The sequence below is a fragment of the Marinomonas arctica genome (assembly GCF_003259225.1).
GTDB classification, from domain to species: Bacteria; Pseudomonadota; Gammaproteobacteria; order Pseudomonadales; family Marinomonadaceae; genus Marinomonas; species Marinomonas arctica.
In genome coordinates this window covers 105,458-124,368 of the sequence record NZ_QHJF01000009.1, presented here as the reverse complement: position 1 = coordinate 124,368, position 18,911 = coordinate 105,458, and the positions used below count along the sequence as shown (strand labels likewise).

At 44.4% G+C, this 18,911-nt stretch carries 15 protein-coding genes; 11 read left to right on the top strand and 4 right to left on the bottom strand.

Annotation, left to right across the window (positions count from 1 at the left end):
• Nucleotides 1–5 precede the first annotated feature (5 nt).
• Nucleotides 6–878, top strand: a complete 873-nt coding sequence (locus DK187_RS06705; RefSeq protein WP_111606568.1) for an HlyC/CorC family transporter — start codon at nucleotides 6–8, stop codon at nucleotides 876–878.
• A 7-nt stretch (nucleotides 879–885) separates the two neighbouring features.
• Complete coding sequence (gene lnt, locus DK187_RS06700; protein ID WP_223232340.1) at nucleotides 886–2,451, top strand: apolipoprotein N-acyltransferase; 1,566 nt, start codon at nucleotides 886–888, stop codon at nucleotides 2,449–2,451.
• Between the two features lie 132 nt (nucleotides 2,452–2,583).
• On the opposite strand, the gene DK187_RS06695 is transcribed toward lnt, so the two are convergent.
• Nucleotides 2,584–3,030: a zinc ribbon-containing protein gene (locus tag DK187_RS06695; RefSeq protein WP_111606566.1), complete on the bottom strand. Its 447-nt coding sequence runs from the start codon at nucleotides 3,028–3,030 to the stop codon at nucleotides 2,584–2,586.
• 180 nt (nucleotides 3,031–3,210) lie between these two features.
• On the opposite strand from DK187_RS06695, the gene leuS reads away from it, so the two are divergent.
• The 7 genes from leuS to dapA all read left to right on the top strand — a co-directional run bounded on the left by leuS (nucleotide 3,211) and on the right by dapA (nucleotide 12,674).
• Nucleotides 3,211–5,658: a leucine--tRNA ligase gene (gene leuS / locus DK187_RS06690; RefSeq protein WP_111606565.1), complete on the top strand. Its 2,448-nt coding sequence runs from the start codon at nucleotides 3,211–3,213 to the stop codon at nucleotides 5,656–5,658.
• Nucleotides 5,659–5,724: 66 nt separating this feature from the next.
• On the top strand, nucleotides 5,725–6,240 hold the full coding sequence (locus DK187_RS06685; RefSeq protein ID WP_111606564.1) for an LPS-assembly lipoprotein LptE: 516 nt from the start codon (nucleotides 5,725–5,727) through the stop codon (nucleotides 6,238–6,240).
• 24 nt (nucleotides 6,241–6,264) lie between these two features.
• A complete protein-coding gene (holA, locus tag DK187_RS06680) occupies nucleotides 6,265–7,296 on the top strand; it encodes a DNA polymerase III subunit delta (RefSeq protein ID WP_111606563.1) in 1,032 nt (343 codons plus the stop codon).
• A 39-nt stretch (nucleotides 7,297–7,335) separates the two neighbouring features.
• Nucleotides 7,336–7,992: a TIGR02466 family protein gene (locus tag DK187_RS06675; RefSeq protein WP_111606562.1), complete on the top strand. Its 657-nt coding sequence runs from the start codon at nucleotides 7,336–7,338 to the stop codon at nucleotides 7,990–7,992.
• A 184-nt stretch (nucleotides 7,993–8,176) separates the two neighbouring features.
• The gene (locus tag DK187_RS06670; protein WP_111606651.1) at nucleotides 8,177–8,785 is read left to right on the top strand and encodes a flavin reductase family protein; all 609 of its coding nucleotides are present in this window, start codon (nucleotides 8,177–8,179) and stop codon (nucleotides 8,783–8,785) included.
• A 26-nt stretch (nucleotides 8,786–8,811) separates the two neighbouring features.
• A complete protein-coding gene (locus DK187_RS06665; RefSeq protein WP_111606561.1) occupies nucleotides 8,812–11,427 on the top strand; it encodes a cyclic nucleotide-binding domain-containing protein in 2,616 nt (871 codons plus the stop codon).
• A gap of 374 nt (nucleotides 11,428–11,801) precedes the next feature.
• Nucleotides 11,802–12,674, top strand: a complete 873-nt coding sequence (dapA, locus tag DK187_RS06660; protein ID WP_111606560.1) for a 4-hydroxy-tetrahydrodipicolinate synthase — start codon at nucleotides 11,802–11,804, stop codon at nucleotides 12,672–12,674.
• 73 nt (nucleotides 12,675–12,747) lie between these two features.
• Here the strand turns inward: dapA and DK187_RS06655 are convergent, their stop codons facing one another.
• Nucleotides 12,748–12,987 carry a GlsB/YeaQ/YmgE family stress response membrane protein gene (locus DK187_RS06655; protein ID WP_111606559.1) on the bottom strand — a complete coding sequence of 80 codons (240 nt, stop codon included), beginning with the start codon at nucleotides 12,985–12,987 and terminating at the stop codon, nucleotides 12,748–12,750.
• 228 nt (nucleotides 12,988–13,215) lie between these two features.
• Between DK187_RS06655 and DK187_RS06650 the strand changes: the two genes are divergently transcribed.
• Nucleotides 13,216–13,899 carry a P-loop NTPase family protein gene (locus DK187_RS06650; protein WP_111606558.1) on the top strand — a complete coding sequence of 228 codons (684 nt, stop codon included), beginning with the start codon at nucleotides 13,216–13,218 and terminating at the stop codon, nucleotides 13,897–13,899.
• 77 nt (nucleotides 13,900–13,976) lie between these two features.
• Here DK187_RS06650 and DK187_RS06645 read toward each other — a convergent pair whose 3' ends face one another.
• On the bottom strand, nucleotides 13,977–14,840 hold the full coding sequence (locus tag DK187_RS06645) for an isocitrate lyase/PEP mutase family protein (RefSeq protein WP_111606557.1): 864 nt from the start codon (nucleotides 14,838–14,840) through the stop codon (nucleotides 13,977–13,979).
• 533 nt (nucleotides 14,841–15,373) lie between these two features.
• Entirely contained in the window at nucleotides 15,374–17,107 is a 1,734-nt protein-coding gene (locus tag DK187_RS06640) for a tannase/feruloyl esterase family alpha/beta hydrolase (protein ID WP_111606556.1), read from the bottom strand.
• Nucleotides 17,108–17,466: 359 nt separating this feature from the next.
• On the opposite strand from DK187_RS06640, the gene DK187_RS06635 reads away from it, so the two are divergent.
• Nucleotides 17,467–18,753, top strand: coding sequence for a cation:proton antiporter (locus tag DK187_RS06635; RefSeq protein WP_111606555.1), 1,287 nt, complete (start codon nucleotides 17,467–17,469; stop codon nucleotides 18,751–18,753).
• Nucleotides 18,754–18,911 lie beyond the last annotated feature (158 nt).

The following is an 18,911-nucleotide window of genomic DNA, read 5'->3' as shown; positions in this document are numbered from 1 at the left end:
CCCTAATGAGTGATGACCGATCGAGCTTATCCAACGATCAACAAAAATCTTGGTTTGAACGCTTAACCCAAGCATTTAATGATGAACCGCGTAGTCGTGGCGATATCGTTAAACTTCTAGAAGCCGCTGTAAAATCCGACATTATTGATCGCGATGCCTTCACTATTGTTGAAGGTGCGCTAGAGGTGTCGGAAGTGCAAGCGCGTGACATTATGATTCCGCCTTCGCAAATGGTGGTTATCAAGTCCGAAGATGACCCTAAAACGTCTATCCGTAAAATTATAGAATCCTCACATTCAAGATTCCCTGTCGTTGGTGAGGACTCGGATGAAATTCTCGGCGTCTTACTGGCCAAAGACTTATTGCCTTTATTATTCAAAGATGGCGTCGTCACTATAGAAGACATTTTGGCGCGTCTTCGCCCAGCGAACTTTATTCCAGAAAGCAAACGCCTAAACGTTCTGCTCAATGATTTCCGCACCAAGCGCTATCACATGGCATTGGTACTAGACGAATACGGCAGCGTTTCTGGCCTAGTCACCATAGAAGACGTGCTTGAACAAATCGTTGGCGAAATTGAAGATGAAACCGACAAGCTCGATGACGAAGGTATACAAGTCACCGCTGAACCAGGCGTGTATCTGGTACCGGCATTGTACCCTGTTGAAGACTTTAATGAGTTTTTCAAAGTCGAACTGAATGAAGAAGAATTCGACACCATTGGCGGCATATTGGTGCAACAATTTGGTCACGTTCCGCTACGTGATGAAGAATTGTTATTTAATGACTTTCATTTTCGCGTGGTTAAATCAGATGGCCGTCGCATCAAGACCATTCAAGTAACCAAACCCACTTTAAACACCAACCTATCAGATTGATATGACCATGCCTCACCCCGACTTTACCAATATCAAAACGGGGTGGGAGCCTCGTTTTAGCGCAAAATTGTCTCAGCTTCCTCCCATTATTGTTGGCGTCATTGCCATCATTGCTGGTGCACTAGGTGTCACCAGTTTTGCGCCATTTCATTTTTGGCCTGGCTATTTCATCAGCTTAATCGTCTTCAGCCTTCTGATGTTAACCAGTACCACGTCAAAAGCCGCTTTCTGGCGAGGCAGCGCTGTCGGATTAGGCTTCTTTGGTGCAGGCGTCTCTTGGGTCTACGTTAGTATCGCCGAGTATGGTCAGGTTGGCAGCCTTATCGCAGGGCTTATTACGTTTGCTTTCATCTCAATATTAGTGGCTTTCTGGGCCTTTTCCGCTTGGGCATCTTGGCGATTGAGTCGGCGCTTTTCGCAAATACCAAGCAGCCTGTGGATTACCCTTGGACTGCTTTTGGGTGAGATGGCGAGAAGCTCGCTTTTTACCGGCTTCCCTTGGTTATTACCAGGCTACGCAATAGAAAACACTTGGCTGTTTGAGCTTTTGCCCATTGGTGGCATCTGGCTAACGAGTGCTTGTGTGGTACTCACCGCCAGCGTTATTGCCAGTTTATTAATGAGACAAAACAATCAACTTAGCCTGATTCTGGTCGTGATTATCGTCTGGGGCGGAGCGGCTTTTTTACACTATGCGCCTATTTCATGGGTGCAACAAACCGGCACACTCAAAACCACGCTGGTACAGGGCAATGTAAAACAAGATGAAAAATGGTTAGCACAATCGGCTGGACAATCTCTTGCCTATTATCAGCAAGCCACCATTGAGCATTTGGATAGCGAGCTGGTCGTCTGGCCTGAAACAGCCATTACCTACACCTACCCTCAAATAAAACCCTACTTTGCTTCCTTCAGCAAAGAACTGGAAAACACGAACACCACACTCATCACTGGCATTCCAGACGTCAGTGCTGATAAACAGAACTACTATAATGCCATATGGGCAACCGGCAATGGCTTTGGCCTGTATTACAAACGCAGACTGGTCCCCTTCGGCGAATATATCCCCTTTGCAGAATACATAGGTCCGATCCTCGATGTCTTCGGCATGCCCATGTCGAGCTTTAAGTCAGGTGATGAAAACCAGCCTGTACTGCAAGTTGGCGAATGGGGAGTCGCCCCCTTTATTTGTTATGAAATTGTTTACGCGGAACAAGTAAGACGCATGGTAAGAGACAGTGATTTCTTAATTACCATTAGTAACGATGGTTGGTTTGGTACCTCTTTTGGCCCTTGGCAGCATTTGCAGATTGCACAATTTAGAGCAAAAGAAGCGGGTCGTTATGTTATCCGCGCGACGAACACGGGTGTAACCGCTTTTATTAACGAGAAAGGCGAAGTGGTGGCTCAAGCACCACAATTTGAAAGAACTACATTAACCGCAGAAGCCAAAGCGTTTACGGGCAATACGCCTTATGTGCAATGGGGCTACTGGCCAACACTGTTACTGCTGGGAATTTGCGTGGTATTTACCTATTTAAACGGCTTAATTCTAAACCGCAAAAACAGATAACCAATAAAGAAATGAACCTTGGTATTTGATTCACGCTGACGCGTTGAGCTTGCGAAACAGGCGCAAGTATTTTTTATTTTAAGACCTGAATACCAAGGTTCATGGTATGCATTACCACGTGGGAACAATGAATTACTCAGTTTTATTAGTCTGATCATCATGGGTCGACATCAAACCATAATGACAAATTTCACAGGGCGGCAAAGCCTGCTTAGTTTCGATGAGATTATCGTGCCCACAAGACATACAGTGATAAGTACCCGGATCAACCATAGCACCAACAACATGACATTCTTCCAGTGGTACAGGATTGTTGTTAGCGTGGTTGATTAACCATAACAAAGCAGCATCTTCTTTTTCATCTAACTCTTCGACCAGCTCATGCCCTTCATCAAGCACATAATGCCAATTTGCCTCTATCCAAGCTTCGGTATAGCCCATTTTGTCATGCCAATAGGCTTTCATCAGCGCAACGTCTTCTAAAAACCAATCTTTTGCTCCAAGCAAAGTTTTGCGTGCTTCTTCAACCAAATTAGAATCGGTTTCACTTTTTGATGGATCTTTTTTCATAGATTTCATAACTCCCTCTCTATGCAGCTTCTAATTAGAGCGTCATCTCTATAAAATAGCGGATATTTTCAGACTCTGTTAGTCAAAGCACTGGTATCTTGTGCTATGTCGCTATAATAACACCCCTCTTTACAATAAAGAGAATACAGGTCTACCAACCTTACGTCGATCACGGGATAAGAATACATTATGCAAGAGCAATATAATCCGCAGCAAATCGAACAAGCTGCTCAATCTTTTTGGGACAAAAACAAAGTCTTCAAAGCTGTCGCGGACTCCAACAAAGAGAAGTTCTACTGCCTTTCTATGTTCCCTTACCCAAGTGGCCGTCTGCACATGGGTCACGTACGTAACTACACCATCGGCGATGTGATTTCCCGCTACCAACGTATGCAAGGCAAAAACGTACTGCAACCAATGGGTTGGGACGCTTTCGGACTTCCTGCTGAAAACGCGGCCATCAAGCACAAAACCGCACCAGCAAAATGGACAACCGAAAACATTGCCTACATGAAAGGCCAACTGAAAGAACTTGGTTTTGGTTATGACTGGGACCGCGAGATCGCTACTTGCACACCAGAATATTACAAGTGGGAACAATGGTTCTTCACTCAGTTGATTGAAAAAGGGTTAGCCTACAAAAAAACCGCAGCGGTAAACTGGTGTCCAGAAGACCAAACGGTCTTAGCAAATGAACAGGTAGAAGAAGGCTGCTGCTGGCGCTGTGGTACAGCCGTAGAAAAGAAAGAAATCTCTCAATGGTTTATCCGTATTACCGCTTACGCAGAGGAATTATTAACCGACCTTGATACTCTAGATGGCTGGCCAGAAAAAGTAAAAGCCATGCAGCGTAACTGGATTGGTCGCTCTGAAGGCTTAGAATTTAGCTTTGCGGTAGAAGGCAAAGAGGAGCGTTTGTCCGTATACACGACTCGCCCAGACACCATCATGGGCGTAACTTATGTGGCAGTAGCAACACAGCACCCACTGTCATTAGAAGCGGCACAAAACAACGCAAGCCTTGCGACTTTTATTGAAGACAGTAAAAAAATGTCCACCACGGAAGCCGACATGGCAACCGTTGAGAAAAAAGGCATGGATACTGGCTTCAAAGCAATCCACCCCATCACTGGCGAAGCGGTTCCTGTTTATGCCGCCAACTTCGTATTGATGGATTACGGTTCCGGTGCCGTTATGTCGGTACCTGCTCACGATCAACGCGACTTTGAATTCGCGAAAAAATACAACTTAGCCATCAAACAGGTCGTTCAGCCTGCTAACGATGAAATCGTTGACCTAGAAAAAGCCGCTTTCACTGAGAAAGGCATTCTGTGTAACTCTGGTGAATTCGATGGCTTAGGTTTCAAAGAAGCTTTTGATGCGATTGCTGCTTGGATGACAGAACGCCATTTAGGTGAAGTGAAAGTAAACTACCGTCTTCGCGATTGGGGTGTTAGCCGTCAGCGTTACTGGGGGACACCTATCCCTACTATTAACCTAAAAGACGGTTCGGTTGTGCCTGTGCCAAAAGACCAACTGCCTGTCGTACTTCCAACGGATGTGGTCATGGACGGTGTGAATTCACCGATCAAAAACAACCCTAGTTTCTCATCTGTTATGTTTAATGGCGAAGAAGCAGAACGCGAAACCGATACCTTCGATACTTTCATGGAGTCGTCTTGGTACTTTGCCCGTTACTGCTGCCCAGATTCTACGGATGCCATGTTAACCGAAGAAGCAAACTACTGGCTTCCTGTTGACCAATACGTGGGTGGTGTTGAGCACGCCATTCTTCACCTGCTGTACTCACGCTTCTTCCATAAGTTGCTTCGTGACGCGGGCCTTGTGAATTCTGACGAGCCGTTCAAACGCCTACTGACGCAAGGCATGGTGAATAAAGATGGCACCAAGATGTCTAAATCTAAAGGCAACACGGTCGATCCTCAAGAAATGATTGAGAAATACGGCGCTGATACGGTTCGCCTGTTTATGATGTTCAGTGCGCCACCAGAGCAGTCTCTTGAGTGGAATGATGCCGGAGTAGATGGTGCATCACGCTTCCTACGCCGTTTGTGGGCATTGTGTTACCGCCACACCAATGCCGGCAAAGTGGGTTCTCTGGACATTGCTGCACTCAATGGCGCACAAAAAGCGTTACGCCGTAAAGCCCATGAAACCATTCAGAAAGTCACTGACGATATCGAACGTCGCCAGACCTTCAATACCGCCATTGCCGCTGTTATGGAGCTTTGTAACGACATCAGTAAATTCGAAGACGCGTCTGAACTGGGTCTTGCTGTACAACAAGAAGCGTTAGAAGCAGCGACCTTGTTGTTGTCTCCAATCGTGCCTCACATTGCCCATCAGTTATGGAGTGAATTAGGTCATGATGACAATATCGTAAATACACCATGGCCAACCCTAGACGAAGACGCCTTGATAAAAGATGAGTTGACTATTGTCGTACAAGTACTGGGGAAAAAACGTGCTGAACTCACCGTATCTGCCAACGCTGACAGCAAAACGATTGAAGCAGAAGCGCTTGCTCACCCAAGCGTTGTCAAATATCTTGAAGGCAAAACAGTACGTAAAGTCATTGTCGTTCCAGGTCGCTTGGTCAATATTGTTGCCAACTAATCCAAGCACAATAAGGGATGGCCTAGCCATCCCTTATTCTTTCACTCGATTACAGGGATTAAGAATATGACAGTCTCCTTCACACAAACCACTCGCTTATTTCTATTTGCCTTGCTAACCATGAGTCTTGTCGCTTGCGGCTTTCACCTTCGAGGCAACGCAAGTGTACCAGCCAAACTTAAAGTACTAACGCTCACCTCTGAAAGTGGATCTGACAGTTTTGAAAGATCCCTGCGCATTGCCTTTAACAAAGCAGGAATTGTTATTGTCGAAAAAAGCGAGGCCAAGGGGAACGTTCTCAACCTCAAAATCACCCCTATTACAACAGCTGATACCGAGCTTGCTAGAGACGGAAACAATGACATCTCACAAATTCAGCGCCGTTTAAGCAGTTCTTATTTTATTCGCCAAGCGGATGGCAAAGCGGTTTACGGTCCGCGCACTATTTCCACATCAAGAACGCTCACTAATCAGAATGCGGATGAAAGTGCTAAAATATCCTATAACCTAGCTCAGGAAGAAAGTATGAGTGAAGACCTTGCTCGACAGCTCATTTACGACCTAAATTATGCGCCATTTTAGTCGTATTGTGGTTAGGCCAGTACAATGAAAATTAAACCTGAGCAACTAGAACAGCAGCTCAAAAAAAACCTCGTCCCCATTTATATTATTTCTGGTGACGAGGTGTTGCTATGCCAAGAAGCGGCCGATCACATTCGCAAAGCCGCTCAAACTCATAGCATTGATGAACGCCTGCGTTTTGTTGCTGACGCACAGTTTGATTGGCAAGATGTCATAAATGAAAATCAAAGCTTATCGCTGTTCTCTTCCCGTCGCATGTTTGATATTCAAATAGACAAGATGGGGGAAAAACACACCAAAGCACTGACTCAATTAAGTCAATCGCTTAGCGAAGACAACGTGATTCTGCTGACGTTACCTAAAATCGACGCGCGAACGCAAAAAGCCAAGTGGTTCACGCAACTCGAATCGCAAGGTGTATTTGTTCAGGTCTGGCCAATAGACGCAAACCGTTTACCGGCATGGGTACAACAAAGGGCACAAAATCTTGATTTATCACTCACCCGTGACGCTGCGAGCATTGTCTGCGAACGCGGCGAAGGCAATCTACTTGCTTTGTCTCAAGAATTAGAAAAGCTCGCACTATTGTATGGGCGAGGCACCAAAATTGATGCGGAAAAAGTGGTCGAATCTGTTGCGGACAGCAGCCGTTATTCCATTTATGATCTTAGCGACCGACTGCTAATGGGAAACACCAAAAGCGCAATGCATTGTCTAAACCAGCTCATTGGCGAAGGTGTGGAAGCCAGTATCATTCTTTGGTTATTCAATCGAGAAATTCAAACACTGGCAAATCTACTGCAAGCCATGCAGTCTTCTAGCTTTAGACAGGCTTGCCAAACAGAAAAGATTTGGGACAAGCGAGTCCCTTTCTATGAAAGCGCCATGTCACGACACAACAAAGTCACCCTGCCTTACATGCAAAACTATTTAGCATTGTTAGATAAAAGCATCAAAGGATTGGATGGCCCAGACAGCGAAACGGGATTTCGCAATCTCGTCATGATGTTTTGTGGCTATAAGCCAACGATAACAGAACTGGACATTCCTGCTTAACCCCGATCTTATTCTGCTCCTTTTGTAGGGAAAATATATATGACGAATGCATCAATCATCGAAGAACTCACCGTCTGGAGCACACCGCTCTTTGTCACACAAATGCCAGACCATGACTTTCTAAAAGAAGCGTTACTTGCTGCGGTTTATCAACAAAAGGCGACTCAAACCACCGCCATTGAAAGTAACATCGCCCCAAAAGCTAAATATGCCTTACACGAAAGTACCTTGGATTTTTTAGACTTGGCTGACGCCAATGTGATGGAAGCTAAACGCACTTTAGAAGAATTGATTCTAGAAATTGCCGCTTCCGTCAACCACGCCTTTTGGCCCGAAGACATGGAAGCCGACGCGCATATTATCGAGTCTTGGTACCATGTAACGCAAAAAGGCGGCTACCATGACGCACACTCTCACCCAAATTGTTCTTGGTGCGGCATCTACTATTTAGAGCCAGGTGACGCTCACATCGAAGGCAACGGTGGCCTAAATCGCTTTTATGATCCAAGAGTGAATGCCGAACACTACGCCGACCCAGGCACGGCTTACCTTGGTGGTCACGGTGTTTGGGACTTTACGCCAACAGAAGGTCAAGTCATTATCTTTCCCTCATACCTAAAACATTCTGCATTACCCTATTTTGGTGATAAAGATCGTGTGGTGATTGCCTTTAATAGCATCATTGAAGCCTATTAAAGGTACATACAAGACACTGCCAACAAGGATGAGCCTTCACTTCCTATTGAACTGGCTCATCTCTTCGTACGTATTGATATTCTCGTTGTTACAATAAATTTCATAAGTTTCCATTCAAAGATTCACAATGGAATGCAATTTGTAGTAATTTAACAAGGAATGTTTCATAACCATGGGGAAGTTTATGCGTTTCCAGTTTGATCAACTCAGCGGCAGTCAGCGCTATCACCTGATCACTCAAACTATTACACCACGCCCCATTGCGTGGATCATGACAAAGAATGAAAACGACAGTTTTAATCTTGCTCCATTTTCTTACTTTGCTCCGGTTTCTTCTGATCCAGCCCTTCTCATGGTGTCTATTGGTAACAAGACCGCTGAAATAAGCAAGGACACAAAATACAACCTACAGCGAGAAAAGGAATGTGTTTTGCATATTCCAAGTGGGGATGTCATGAACGCCGTTAACGAGAGTGCGGCAACATTATCTTACGGTGAGTCAGAGTTACCCAGGACAGGCTTGTCTCTGACCGATTTTACCGACACCTTGCCTCGTATCGCACAGGCAAAAGTGGCATTTCATTGCAAACTATTCGACCTGCATACATTAGGACATTCATCATTCAGTGCGATTTATTTGGAAATTATGGCCCTATATCTTGATGACGATCTAATGATGCAAAAAGACAATCACTTTGTCATCGATAACAAAAAGCTTAACCCCCTTTCACGACTAGGTGGCCATGATTATGCCCTCCTAGGTGAGACAGTCACGATCAAACGTCCTAGCTAGGGCAATACAGATTTGAGGTACTAAAGATGGACGTAACAAAACAAGTACACGCTTTCCCCTTTATGGCAAACGTTGACGCAGAATTAGCAACGGCAATGACCAATATGGCGAGCATTAAAACGCTCAAAGCTGGTGAGATTCTTGCCAAGCAATTTGAAATTGGTCAGCATCTCTATTTTCTTATTGAAGGTGAAGTGGCTATCTCTGTTCCACTACAAGACACAGGAAAGTCTTACAATGTGGGCCTAATACACAATCCGCTTTCTCCAATAGGTTGGTCTGCATTCCGACACCCATCGCGCTATGCCACGACATTCACTGCGACCAAATCCTCCACTTTACTCTTTTGGCCTATTATTGAACTACAAAAAATTCTCGACAACAATTTGACCTTTGCGAACACATTTCTGCAATTTGTGTATCAAGAATCTCTACCTGTTCTCGCTGACATTCAAAACCAAACGCGCCCTTTTTTCTCTAACGAGTCTTTGGCATTTGAAGAAACGCGCCCACTGGTTGATTCAGAAACACAAACACATGCTCTCAAAGATGCCATCAGCTTGCTCAATTACGCACCATTCTGCGAAACATTTACCCAAGCAGAAATACATGCGTTGGCGAAAAAATCTTCCATCTTATTAGCTCATCAAGGGGACATCATCAGCCAGCAAGATCAGCTTGCTGATGGCTTGTATCTGCTTATTAAAGGCAAGGTGGTTATCAGCTATCAGACGGAGTCTGGGGATATAATAACAACGCGCACAATCGCACGTGCGGGTACTGTGTTAGCCTGGGCTACTCAAAATGGCAATATGAAAAACCGCACGTCGATTATCTCCTCACGAGACAGCAGCATCTTGCGCATTAAACGAGAGGATTTGTTAGACATATTTCAAGATAGCCCTAAATTTTCAGTGAAATATCTCTATCGACTCATTTGGTTGGTCGGCGCCCACCTGCTCGCTGCCCGCATGCGGTATCTTTCTCAAATAGCCAATGACGAAGTGCTCGCCGTCAGCAATGTCATCGAACAAAATGCCGCATTATTACCCGTTAGCTCACCTTTATATAAAGTTAGTGAACTATTAAAAAGCGCTATTACCACAGATGAAGCCTTTGGCGTCCTCTACAAATGCCTACATTTTGGCTGTGTACTGGAACGTACTATCTCTGGTATGTGCTTGGATATTTTGAAAGACTTACAGCGTGAAAACGCTTTTTATCGCCACCTGCAAAATGTCTATGACACCATCAACAACTTACCTAAAGACACACCGGCCCTAGATGCGAGACGTTTAGGAACAGAGCTGTTTAAGCAAGCATTTCAGCAAGTTCCCTATGTGATCAAAGGACTAGAAAACTTACCGAAAAAAGCGGGATCTTTATTTATTTATAACCACCTACTTGGCTCCCCGACCAACCGCCTACCAAATGGCTTCCGTTTTTCTATGGACGCGCAATTTATCAGCGCTATGATCATAGACAAAGAATACGGTATTTCTGGACAACGAGTCGTGCGTCGAAGCAAAGAAAGTGAATTTTGGCGTGATGATTTTTACGGTCGATTTGGCAATATTTTCATCAACAGCTGGGACAATCTCACTAAAGACACGCCAGAATACGATGAATTCATTAAACAATCTCAGCATACCTTACAGCACAATTTTCCGCTGATGATATCACCGGAAGGTCAAAGTTTTGGTACACACCAATCACCTGGTGCCTTTTTGCCTCATGCTTTTGAGCTCGCCGGCTCAATGGGCTCTGACGAGCCTTGGATTGTTCCTATCGTGGTTGCGAACTTTGATAAACGGGCGGATCACAACCTATATACCGTCATTATCAAACCCGCGTTTAAATTGTCTAGCCGAGTCGACTACAAAGATAAAGCCGCTTTAAATCAATTCCTTATGGCCTATCAAGAAGAATACAAAGGCTACGTCGAGGAGGCGGTTGAACTATCAAGGGAGATACGCCAATACCCTATATTCAGCGGTAAAAATGGCTATCGTTCTAACGTAATGAGCTTAAACCAAATTGATATTGAGTTCGAATCCGATGTTCGTGAACTAGAGTTTCACCTAGCTTATCAGAAATACAAAGAGCAACCCGTGGCGTTTTATGGCTCATCAACCATGCGTTTATGGCACGATTTTGCCCATCACTTCCGCGACAAGGATGGTATAAACCTTGGCTTTGGAGGGGCGACTCTAGAAGCCTGCGTGTACTATTTTGAACGCATCATTTTGCCTCATAAACCTCGTTCTATGGTGATTTATGCGGGCGATAATGATATTGGCAACCATTGCGACAGCAATAAAGTGGTGGATCTTTATATCGAGCTGTTACAAAAAATAGATCGTCATTTACCTGGCATTCCCGTCACACTGATTAGTATAAAATGCAGCCCGGTTCGCTTGAAAATGCGCAAAACCATAGAAATAGCCAATCAGCAATTAGTTAGATTGGCTAAAACTCGTCCTAATACGCAATATTTGGACTTATTTTCTACGCTGTTAGACAGAAAAGGAGACATAAAGGAAAACCTTTTTGAAGGCGACAAATTGCATTTGAACCACAAAGCCTATGAACTTTGGACCCATAAATTGCTGGAAACAGAAGACTTTATCTTTAAAAAATAACGCCTTCTACTGACGATAAAAACGCTCACTGACTGTTTGACTACTACCCTGCTATTGGGTAAACAGTAAGCGAGCGTTTTTTATTGCGAAAAAGACACTAGATAATGCAGAAATACCATGCAATAAAAAGCAGGCCATGTATTGACCTTTCGCGAAAAAAAGGTGAGCATAGAAAAACACTCGATTTTAAGAATTCAAATTAATTTATGTATAACAATATCTTAAACAAACATAACGGCGATAAACGTAAGGCGAAGAAGCTTTGCGGCGCTGACGTGTGGAAATAAGATTCAAACAACTCCCCGGCAGCATTCTCGCTGACGGTTTACCTATCTTTTCAGCAGAATGCACACCGGCCTAAATGAGGCAACAGTATGTTTTACGGTGCAATCACAGCATTAGTCACTCCTTTTCGTAACGGTCAATTAGACGAAGATGCCTTGCGTAATATCGTACGCTGGCAAATTGACCAAGGTATCAATGGTCTCGTGCCTGTTGGTACCACGGGGGAATCGCCCACATTAAGCGAGCACGAACACAAGCGTGTTATTGAAATTACGGTACAAGAAACCAATAAAGCCGTGCCCGTTCTTGCAGGGGCAGGTTCAAACAACCCTGTCGAAGCCGTTAACTACTCTGAGTTTGCTTATCAAGCTGGGGCAGATGCAACACTTCACGTTGCGGGCTATTACAATCGCCCAAATCAAGCTGGCTTATATGAACACTTCAAACACGTACACGACAACAGCAAACTTCCGATCATTCTCTATAATATTCCACCACGCTCCGTCGTCGGCTTGGAAGTGGCGACTATGGCTCGCCTTGCTGAATTGCCAAGAATCATTGGCGTTAAAGATGCAACCGGTGATTTAACACGACCTATTCGTGAACGCGCCCTAATCAACAAACCTTTTAATTTCTTAAGCGGTGACGACATTACCACAGTGGCTTATAACGTTGGCGGCGGCAATGGTTGTATTTCAGTGACATCAAACGTTGCTCCCAAACAAATCGTGGAATTACAACGCCTGTGTCGAGAAGGAAAATATGCAGAAGCCGCCCACTTGCAAGACAAGCTATTTGCGTTGCACACCGCCCTCTTCATCGAACCCAATCCCACAGGCCCAAAATACGCCATGTCGTTGTTAGGTCTGTGTACAGAAGAGTGCCGCTTGCCCATGGTTCCTTTGCAAGACAGCACAAAAGCGACAATTCGTCGTATCATGGAAGAGTTAGAACTGATTTAACAACTCACGACGGAATATGAAATCAATAAACAGCCCCCCAAAAAAGTTGGGCTGTTTTATTATCTCCTTGACGTTAAGACTTCGCCAAGCGAACCACATACAGCAGAATAATGGCTCCCACGGTTGCGGTGACAAGCGACCCTAAAAAACTACCAGAATACAAACCTAAAAGCTGAAACGTAAAGCCACCAACAAAAGACCCGACAACACCAATAACAATATTACCGACCAAGCCGAAACCCGCTCCTTTCACAAACTGACCAGCCAACCAGCCAGCTAATGCACCAATCAACAAAAAAGCTAAAATTTCCATAAAGTCATCCTTATATTGTGTATAGCATAGTCTTTTAGACTAGCATCTATTTGTTTACGTACCTAGAAAAGCACTTAAATTCTCCATACTGCTACCGTGTTTATTCTTTTTTCTGTTACTTTGTCATGAAAGCATCATGCTTTTTGAATAAATATTGATACAGTGTCTACGGGTTACTCGAACCTTTTTTTAAACATGGTTATGTTAAGCTTTGATGAGGAAATCTAGATGGGTAAGGTACATTTTGTTGGTGGTGAAAAAGGCGGTGTAGGCAAATCCATGACCGCACGCGTATTGGCACAATATTATATCGATAACGATCAGCCTTTTTTAGGATTTGACTGCGACGCCTCTCACGGTACTTTTTCACGTTTTTACACTGAATTCGCCTCCCCTATTTTAATTGGCGAAGAAGACAGTTTGGACGGCATGTTAGCCGCTATAGAAGAATACCCTGACCGTGATTTGATTATTGACCTAGCCGCTCAAGCGGCACAGCCATTAGGAAAGTGGATTGAAGAAACCGATGTATTTGGGTTACTAGACGAAATGGGATATCAGGTCTGCCTATGGCATGTGATGGACGATGGAGCGGACTCCGTCACATTGTTAGACGATTTACTTGATCGCTACACGCAACCTTCTGTGGACTTTGTTGTTGTACAAAATCTCGGACGTGGCAGTGACTTTTCTCGCTTCCAAAAATCAGAGACGTATAAGAAAGCCGTGAGTCGTGACGCCTTGATCATCGAATTACCCAAACTGCAAAGCAAGCTAACACAAAAAATTGATTTCAATAACAGCAGTTTTTGGGCAGTAGCAAACGATAAAAGCATCATGAACATCGCCGAACGTCAACGCATGAAAGTCTGGCTGCGCAATACTTATGAGCAGCTGGCACAACTTGGCTGATAGTTGTCGGTTTAAGTACCACAAAAAAGCCAACATGACGTTGGCTTTTTTGTTTTAACTATCGACAATAGAGGGAATTACTCTTGAACATCCATATACTTATTCGCCCAAACACGGTTTTCTTCTAGTGTAGAATAACGCGTGGAAAGCTCAGAAGCATTCAAGGTCCCCTCAGCAATACCGCGCTGTTCGCGTAAGCAATCGTAGGTCGCTTTGATCGCCGCAAAATACGCCGCATGGCCGTTTACTACGATACAAACACCGTTCGCGGCAAGACGCTCACGATCACGTAATTCTGGGTTGTCGTAAGCCACCAGCATAATTGGAATAGAAATATGTTGGCTGATCTCTTCCAGATGAGCGAAATCACGGATGCCCACCATACAGATACCATCAACCCCAACGGCCTGATACGCTTTGACGCGTGCAATGGTTTCTTCCGTCGTCAACTGACCGGCATTCGTACGCGCAATGATACTCATAATCGGATCAATACGCGCTTCTAGAGCAGCTTTTAATTTACCAACCGCTTCTTCTACTGGGATCAAGTCTGTCGACTTATGACCGTATTTTGCTGGCAGCAAAGTGTCTTCTATGGTCAATGCTGCCACACCAGCACGCTCAAGTTCTACAATAGTACGCATCACGTTAAGCGCATTACCATAGCCATGATCCGCGTCCGCAATGATTGGCAAACGCGCAACGCGCCCAATTCGAGTCGCTTGTTCCGTAAACTCACTCAGCGTAATCAATGCAAAATCAGGAGCCGCCAAAACTTGTAAAGATGCAACAGAGCCACCTAAAATCCCTACTTCAAAGCCAAGATCTGCAGCAATACGAGCCGACATAGGATCAAATGTAGAAGCGGTGTAATAGCACTTGCCGCTTGCTAATAATGCTCGAAAATCATTACGCAAATCATGCTGGGAAGGTGTTGCCATAAATATACTCCTAAAAGATGTCACTAAATGTCATATTGAGACCTTTTCACGATGTCACGAGGAGAGGCAATACGAGGCAAAAATAAACGAGAAAGCGGACACTTACATGGATGTGAGTGATATGGCGTCGCAGGACGCAAAAGCCATACTCATGAGGTATAAATGAGCATTTCGAGTTTGTTTTTCACAAAGTATTGACGAGTGCGGCAGTCGTACAAAGATCTCGTATAGTGTAAATGCCGCGGATTATACTCTCCTTCGGCCTCTGCTTCATCAACAACAAACCAATTGGTTAGGTTTTGTAAGTAAATTACCACCTAAAAGGGACAAAATACCCTGTGTTGAAAAGAATTTACAAACTTTGAAAAAATAAGGGATATGACTATTACTAGAGATAGGGTCACAAATACAATGTTTCTTGATGTTGCGAAGTCCAACGAAGTTTATGAAAAAAACCAGTAAGTCACGAGCAATAAGCAATAAGAGGGGAACGTCATTCCCCTCTTATTTGTAGGCAACAGGCAACAATCTTGCTATCGATTAGGTATCGCACACACAAAACTGTTGGCACTTTCAATATTCCCTTTGCCATCATAAGTGGCAACACTAGGATAAGGACACAATGGACGCGTTCGCGTTGCACTCCATGAAACGGGTAACTCTTCGTTTACACCACCCGGATTGCCTTCGCCTCGCGCTGTAGCAATAACCTGCTGTGGTTTCTCTCCCCTTTCCACCCATGCAACTAAGGGCGTCAACATATCGAACTGGTCTGTCGACTGTCCGCCGCGACAATGGCCCATACCAGGTACAGGATAGAATTGAGCGAAATCGCCAGCATGTCCGTTATTTTCAGCGTTTAAGGCCTGATACCAAGCCTCTGTATCTTGAACAGAAAAAATGGCATCTGACACACCATGATACACCATGATTTTGCCGCCCTTGTTTCGCAACGCAGACATATCTTCAGGTACGGGTGGTGTCATAAAAGACATCGCAGATTCTTTATAAACCGCGGTTGTGCTATCCACTTTTGCTACTAAGTCGTCAATATTGGCATTCCAAACAAAATCTGCGCCATTGAAATGGCGAATACTGTAGTCTTTTAATTCAACTGGCGGCGTATTAAAAATCATTGCCACCGCCCCTGAGTCTCGCTCAATGGGTGACGAATATTCCCACACCATTTGGTCACTGTTATTGATACCAGCGTCATAGGGGAAAGGAGAATAAATACGTTTTCCATCACTCGTCGTCACACCGTTAAAAATACGATCAACTGCGTCTTTCTGAGGCTGTGTGAGACACATACCGTCGCGTTCACCTTGGCAAGTGGCCACGTCGGTTTGAATACTAAACGCCGTTTGACACGCTTTAAAGTCTTGGATCATGTCATCTTTAATACCATCAAGCGCATCGCATTTAGCCAAAATAGCGTTTGAAACAGTGGTGCGTTCTGTCAGTGTAAAAGCGGTTTGCAAATCCACTTTATTGGTATGTGGGATCGAAGCATAGACATGCGCCCCCGCAATACTAGCTACCGCCGCAAGTGGTAAGCGATAACCTGGTGCACCGACTAAAATGCCATCATATTCATCAGCATATCGCGTTGCTGCGATCATGGCGTGTCGACCACCATTAGAACAACCCGCAAAATAACTGCGATCTGGCCCTTTGCCATACACTTGGTTAATGACTGTTTTGGCCATCGGCGTTAACTTCGCCACGGCCTGATAACCATAATCGAGCCGTGCTTGTGGATCATACGCAAACGTTGGTAATGGTTTATCATGGCCCGCATCGGAACTAATCACCGCAAAACCCTGCAATAAGGCCCCCGTTAATGGCCCCCCTCCCAAGGCGCCATCCGCCGTTCTAACCGCGCCATCTAAACCACCGTTTGCTTGGTATAAAAACCGCCCATTCCACGCTTTAGGTAAACGTAATTCAAAACCAATAGCATAGGGCTTGCCATCGACTTCACCGACTCGTTCATGCATTTTACCTTTCACCAAACAATGCTCTTCTATATCGTTGTCGCCCTGTTTCAACGTACCTTTCAACACAGTTTCAATCGAATCTATCACTGTGTCGCTTGCGACCAAAAGCGAAGAAAGCCCTTCACAACGGGTCGACAGAAGAGAGGGCTTAGCTTCACTCAGCGATGAGGTGTGAACGACAGTCGCCGCGTTCGTAAGACCGCTATAGACAGTAAGACCACCGAGAGCGATCGCCAGTAAGCTAGGTTTGTACAAAAACGAATGCATGGTTGACTTCCTTATAGTGTTAATAATTATTGTTTTACTACTTTATTGTTTTCCATATAAACAGAATATAAGAAAGTCACCCAAAAAACGGCATAATTTTTTCGCTCAACACATTCAAAAAACGCACAAAGCAAAGGGTTTTATGTGGTAATTTTCCTACATAAAAAAACCTAAAATGGAGTTGAAAGTTACTTTTTGAAATAAAATTTCTTTTTTTATAAAAAAACGCTCTATTGAGGGCTAGTTTTTATACAGTGAAGCAGTGACAGAGACAAATTCTAGGGATAACATACTGCCCCAGCATCCCCCGTGCGCCCTTTTATGGTTTTCAATCCTATTGATAATGTTAAGGTTCTCGAATGAACGCTTGGTATCTCATCTGCTTCCTCTCGGCACTAGCGGTTTTCATCGCTTTTACCAACCAATATATACTCAAAATGCAAACAACAATCGCCATTACCACAGGCTCCGTTGTTATCTCTTTGCTGCTGATTCTTGCGGTCAAAATGCTCGGTGATGAAACCGCTGTGTTCATCACTCAAGTGGTTTCTGACATAGACTTTAATCAGCTACTACTAAAAGGCATGTTAGGCTTTTTATTATTTGCAGGGGCCTTGGAAATCGATCTTGCCGCTCTAAAAAGACAACGCTGGGAAATCACTATCTTAGTGTTGTTTTCCACTTTAGCGTCCACTTTCATTGTCGGTTATCTAAGCTATTACGTGTTTGCTTTACTTAGCTTCCCAGTACCACTCATCTACTGCTTACTGTTTGGCGCTTTGATTAGCCCTACTGACCCGATTGCTGTGTTAGCGATTATCAAGCAAATGAGCGCACCACAAGGCATCTCAATTCAAGTGGAAGGTGAATCATTGTTTAATGACGGTGTCGGCTTGGTCATTTTTACCACCATCTTTGCCGTTGCTTTTTACGGCACAGAAGCCAATTTCCAAGAAGTCGCTGAGCTCTTTTTGGTCGACGCCATAGGTGGCATTGTGTTTGGTCTCGTCATCGCCTTGGTGGGTCACTTTGTGATTATCAATTGCAAAGACATTAATACCCGTCTATTGGTCACACTCACGATTCCCTCTGCAGGCTTTGCGTTGGCGAATATTTGGGAAATATCCGGCGCACTTGCCATGGTGACCAGCGGTATTCTTCTTGGCAACATCACTCGTGCAAAAGCATCAAAACGAAGCGGACCAGATGGTACGCGTTATGTGAAAGACTTTTGGCATGCAACCGACAGCTTTTTAAATGCTCTACTTTTCCTAATCATAGGTATGCTGATCGTGACTATGCCGCTCACATGGGAAATTATCGGTTTAGGCTTGGTTATGGTGCCAGTCGTTCTTCTTGCTCGTTTTATTAGTGTTGGCAGCCCTTACCTCATTTTCAAACGCTACCGTGAGTATGACAAACACTCCGTGAAGATTTTGACCTGGGGTGGTCTACGAGGCGGTTTAGCGCTTGCGATGGCTGCGGCTATACCAACCAATAAAATGGTTATTGAAGGTATGGATTTGCACGATATCATGGTCATCATTACCTATGTTGTGGTGATATTCTCCATCATAGTACAAGGACTGACCATTTCGCCTTTGATTCAGAAAAGTATCCTAGCTGCGAAAGAAAAAACAAAATAACGTGATGCCCACAGGGTAACCGTCATAAGGCCAGCCCAGTGCTGGCCTTTTTGTTGGCTCTGTTTCTGTAAACCTTGCTCTAGATCATAAAAAACCTTAACAAACTAATATAAAATGATGTTATAGCAATAGTTGAAATCTACTTTGGCGTACGTATT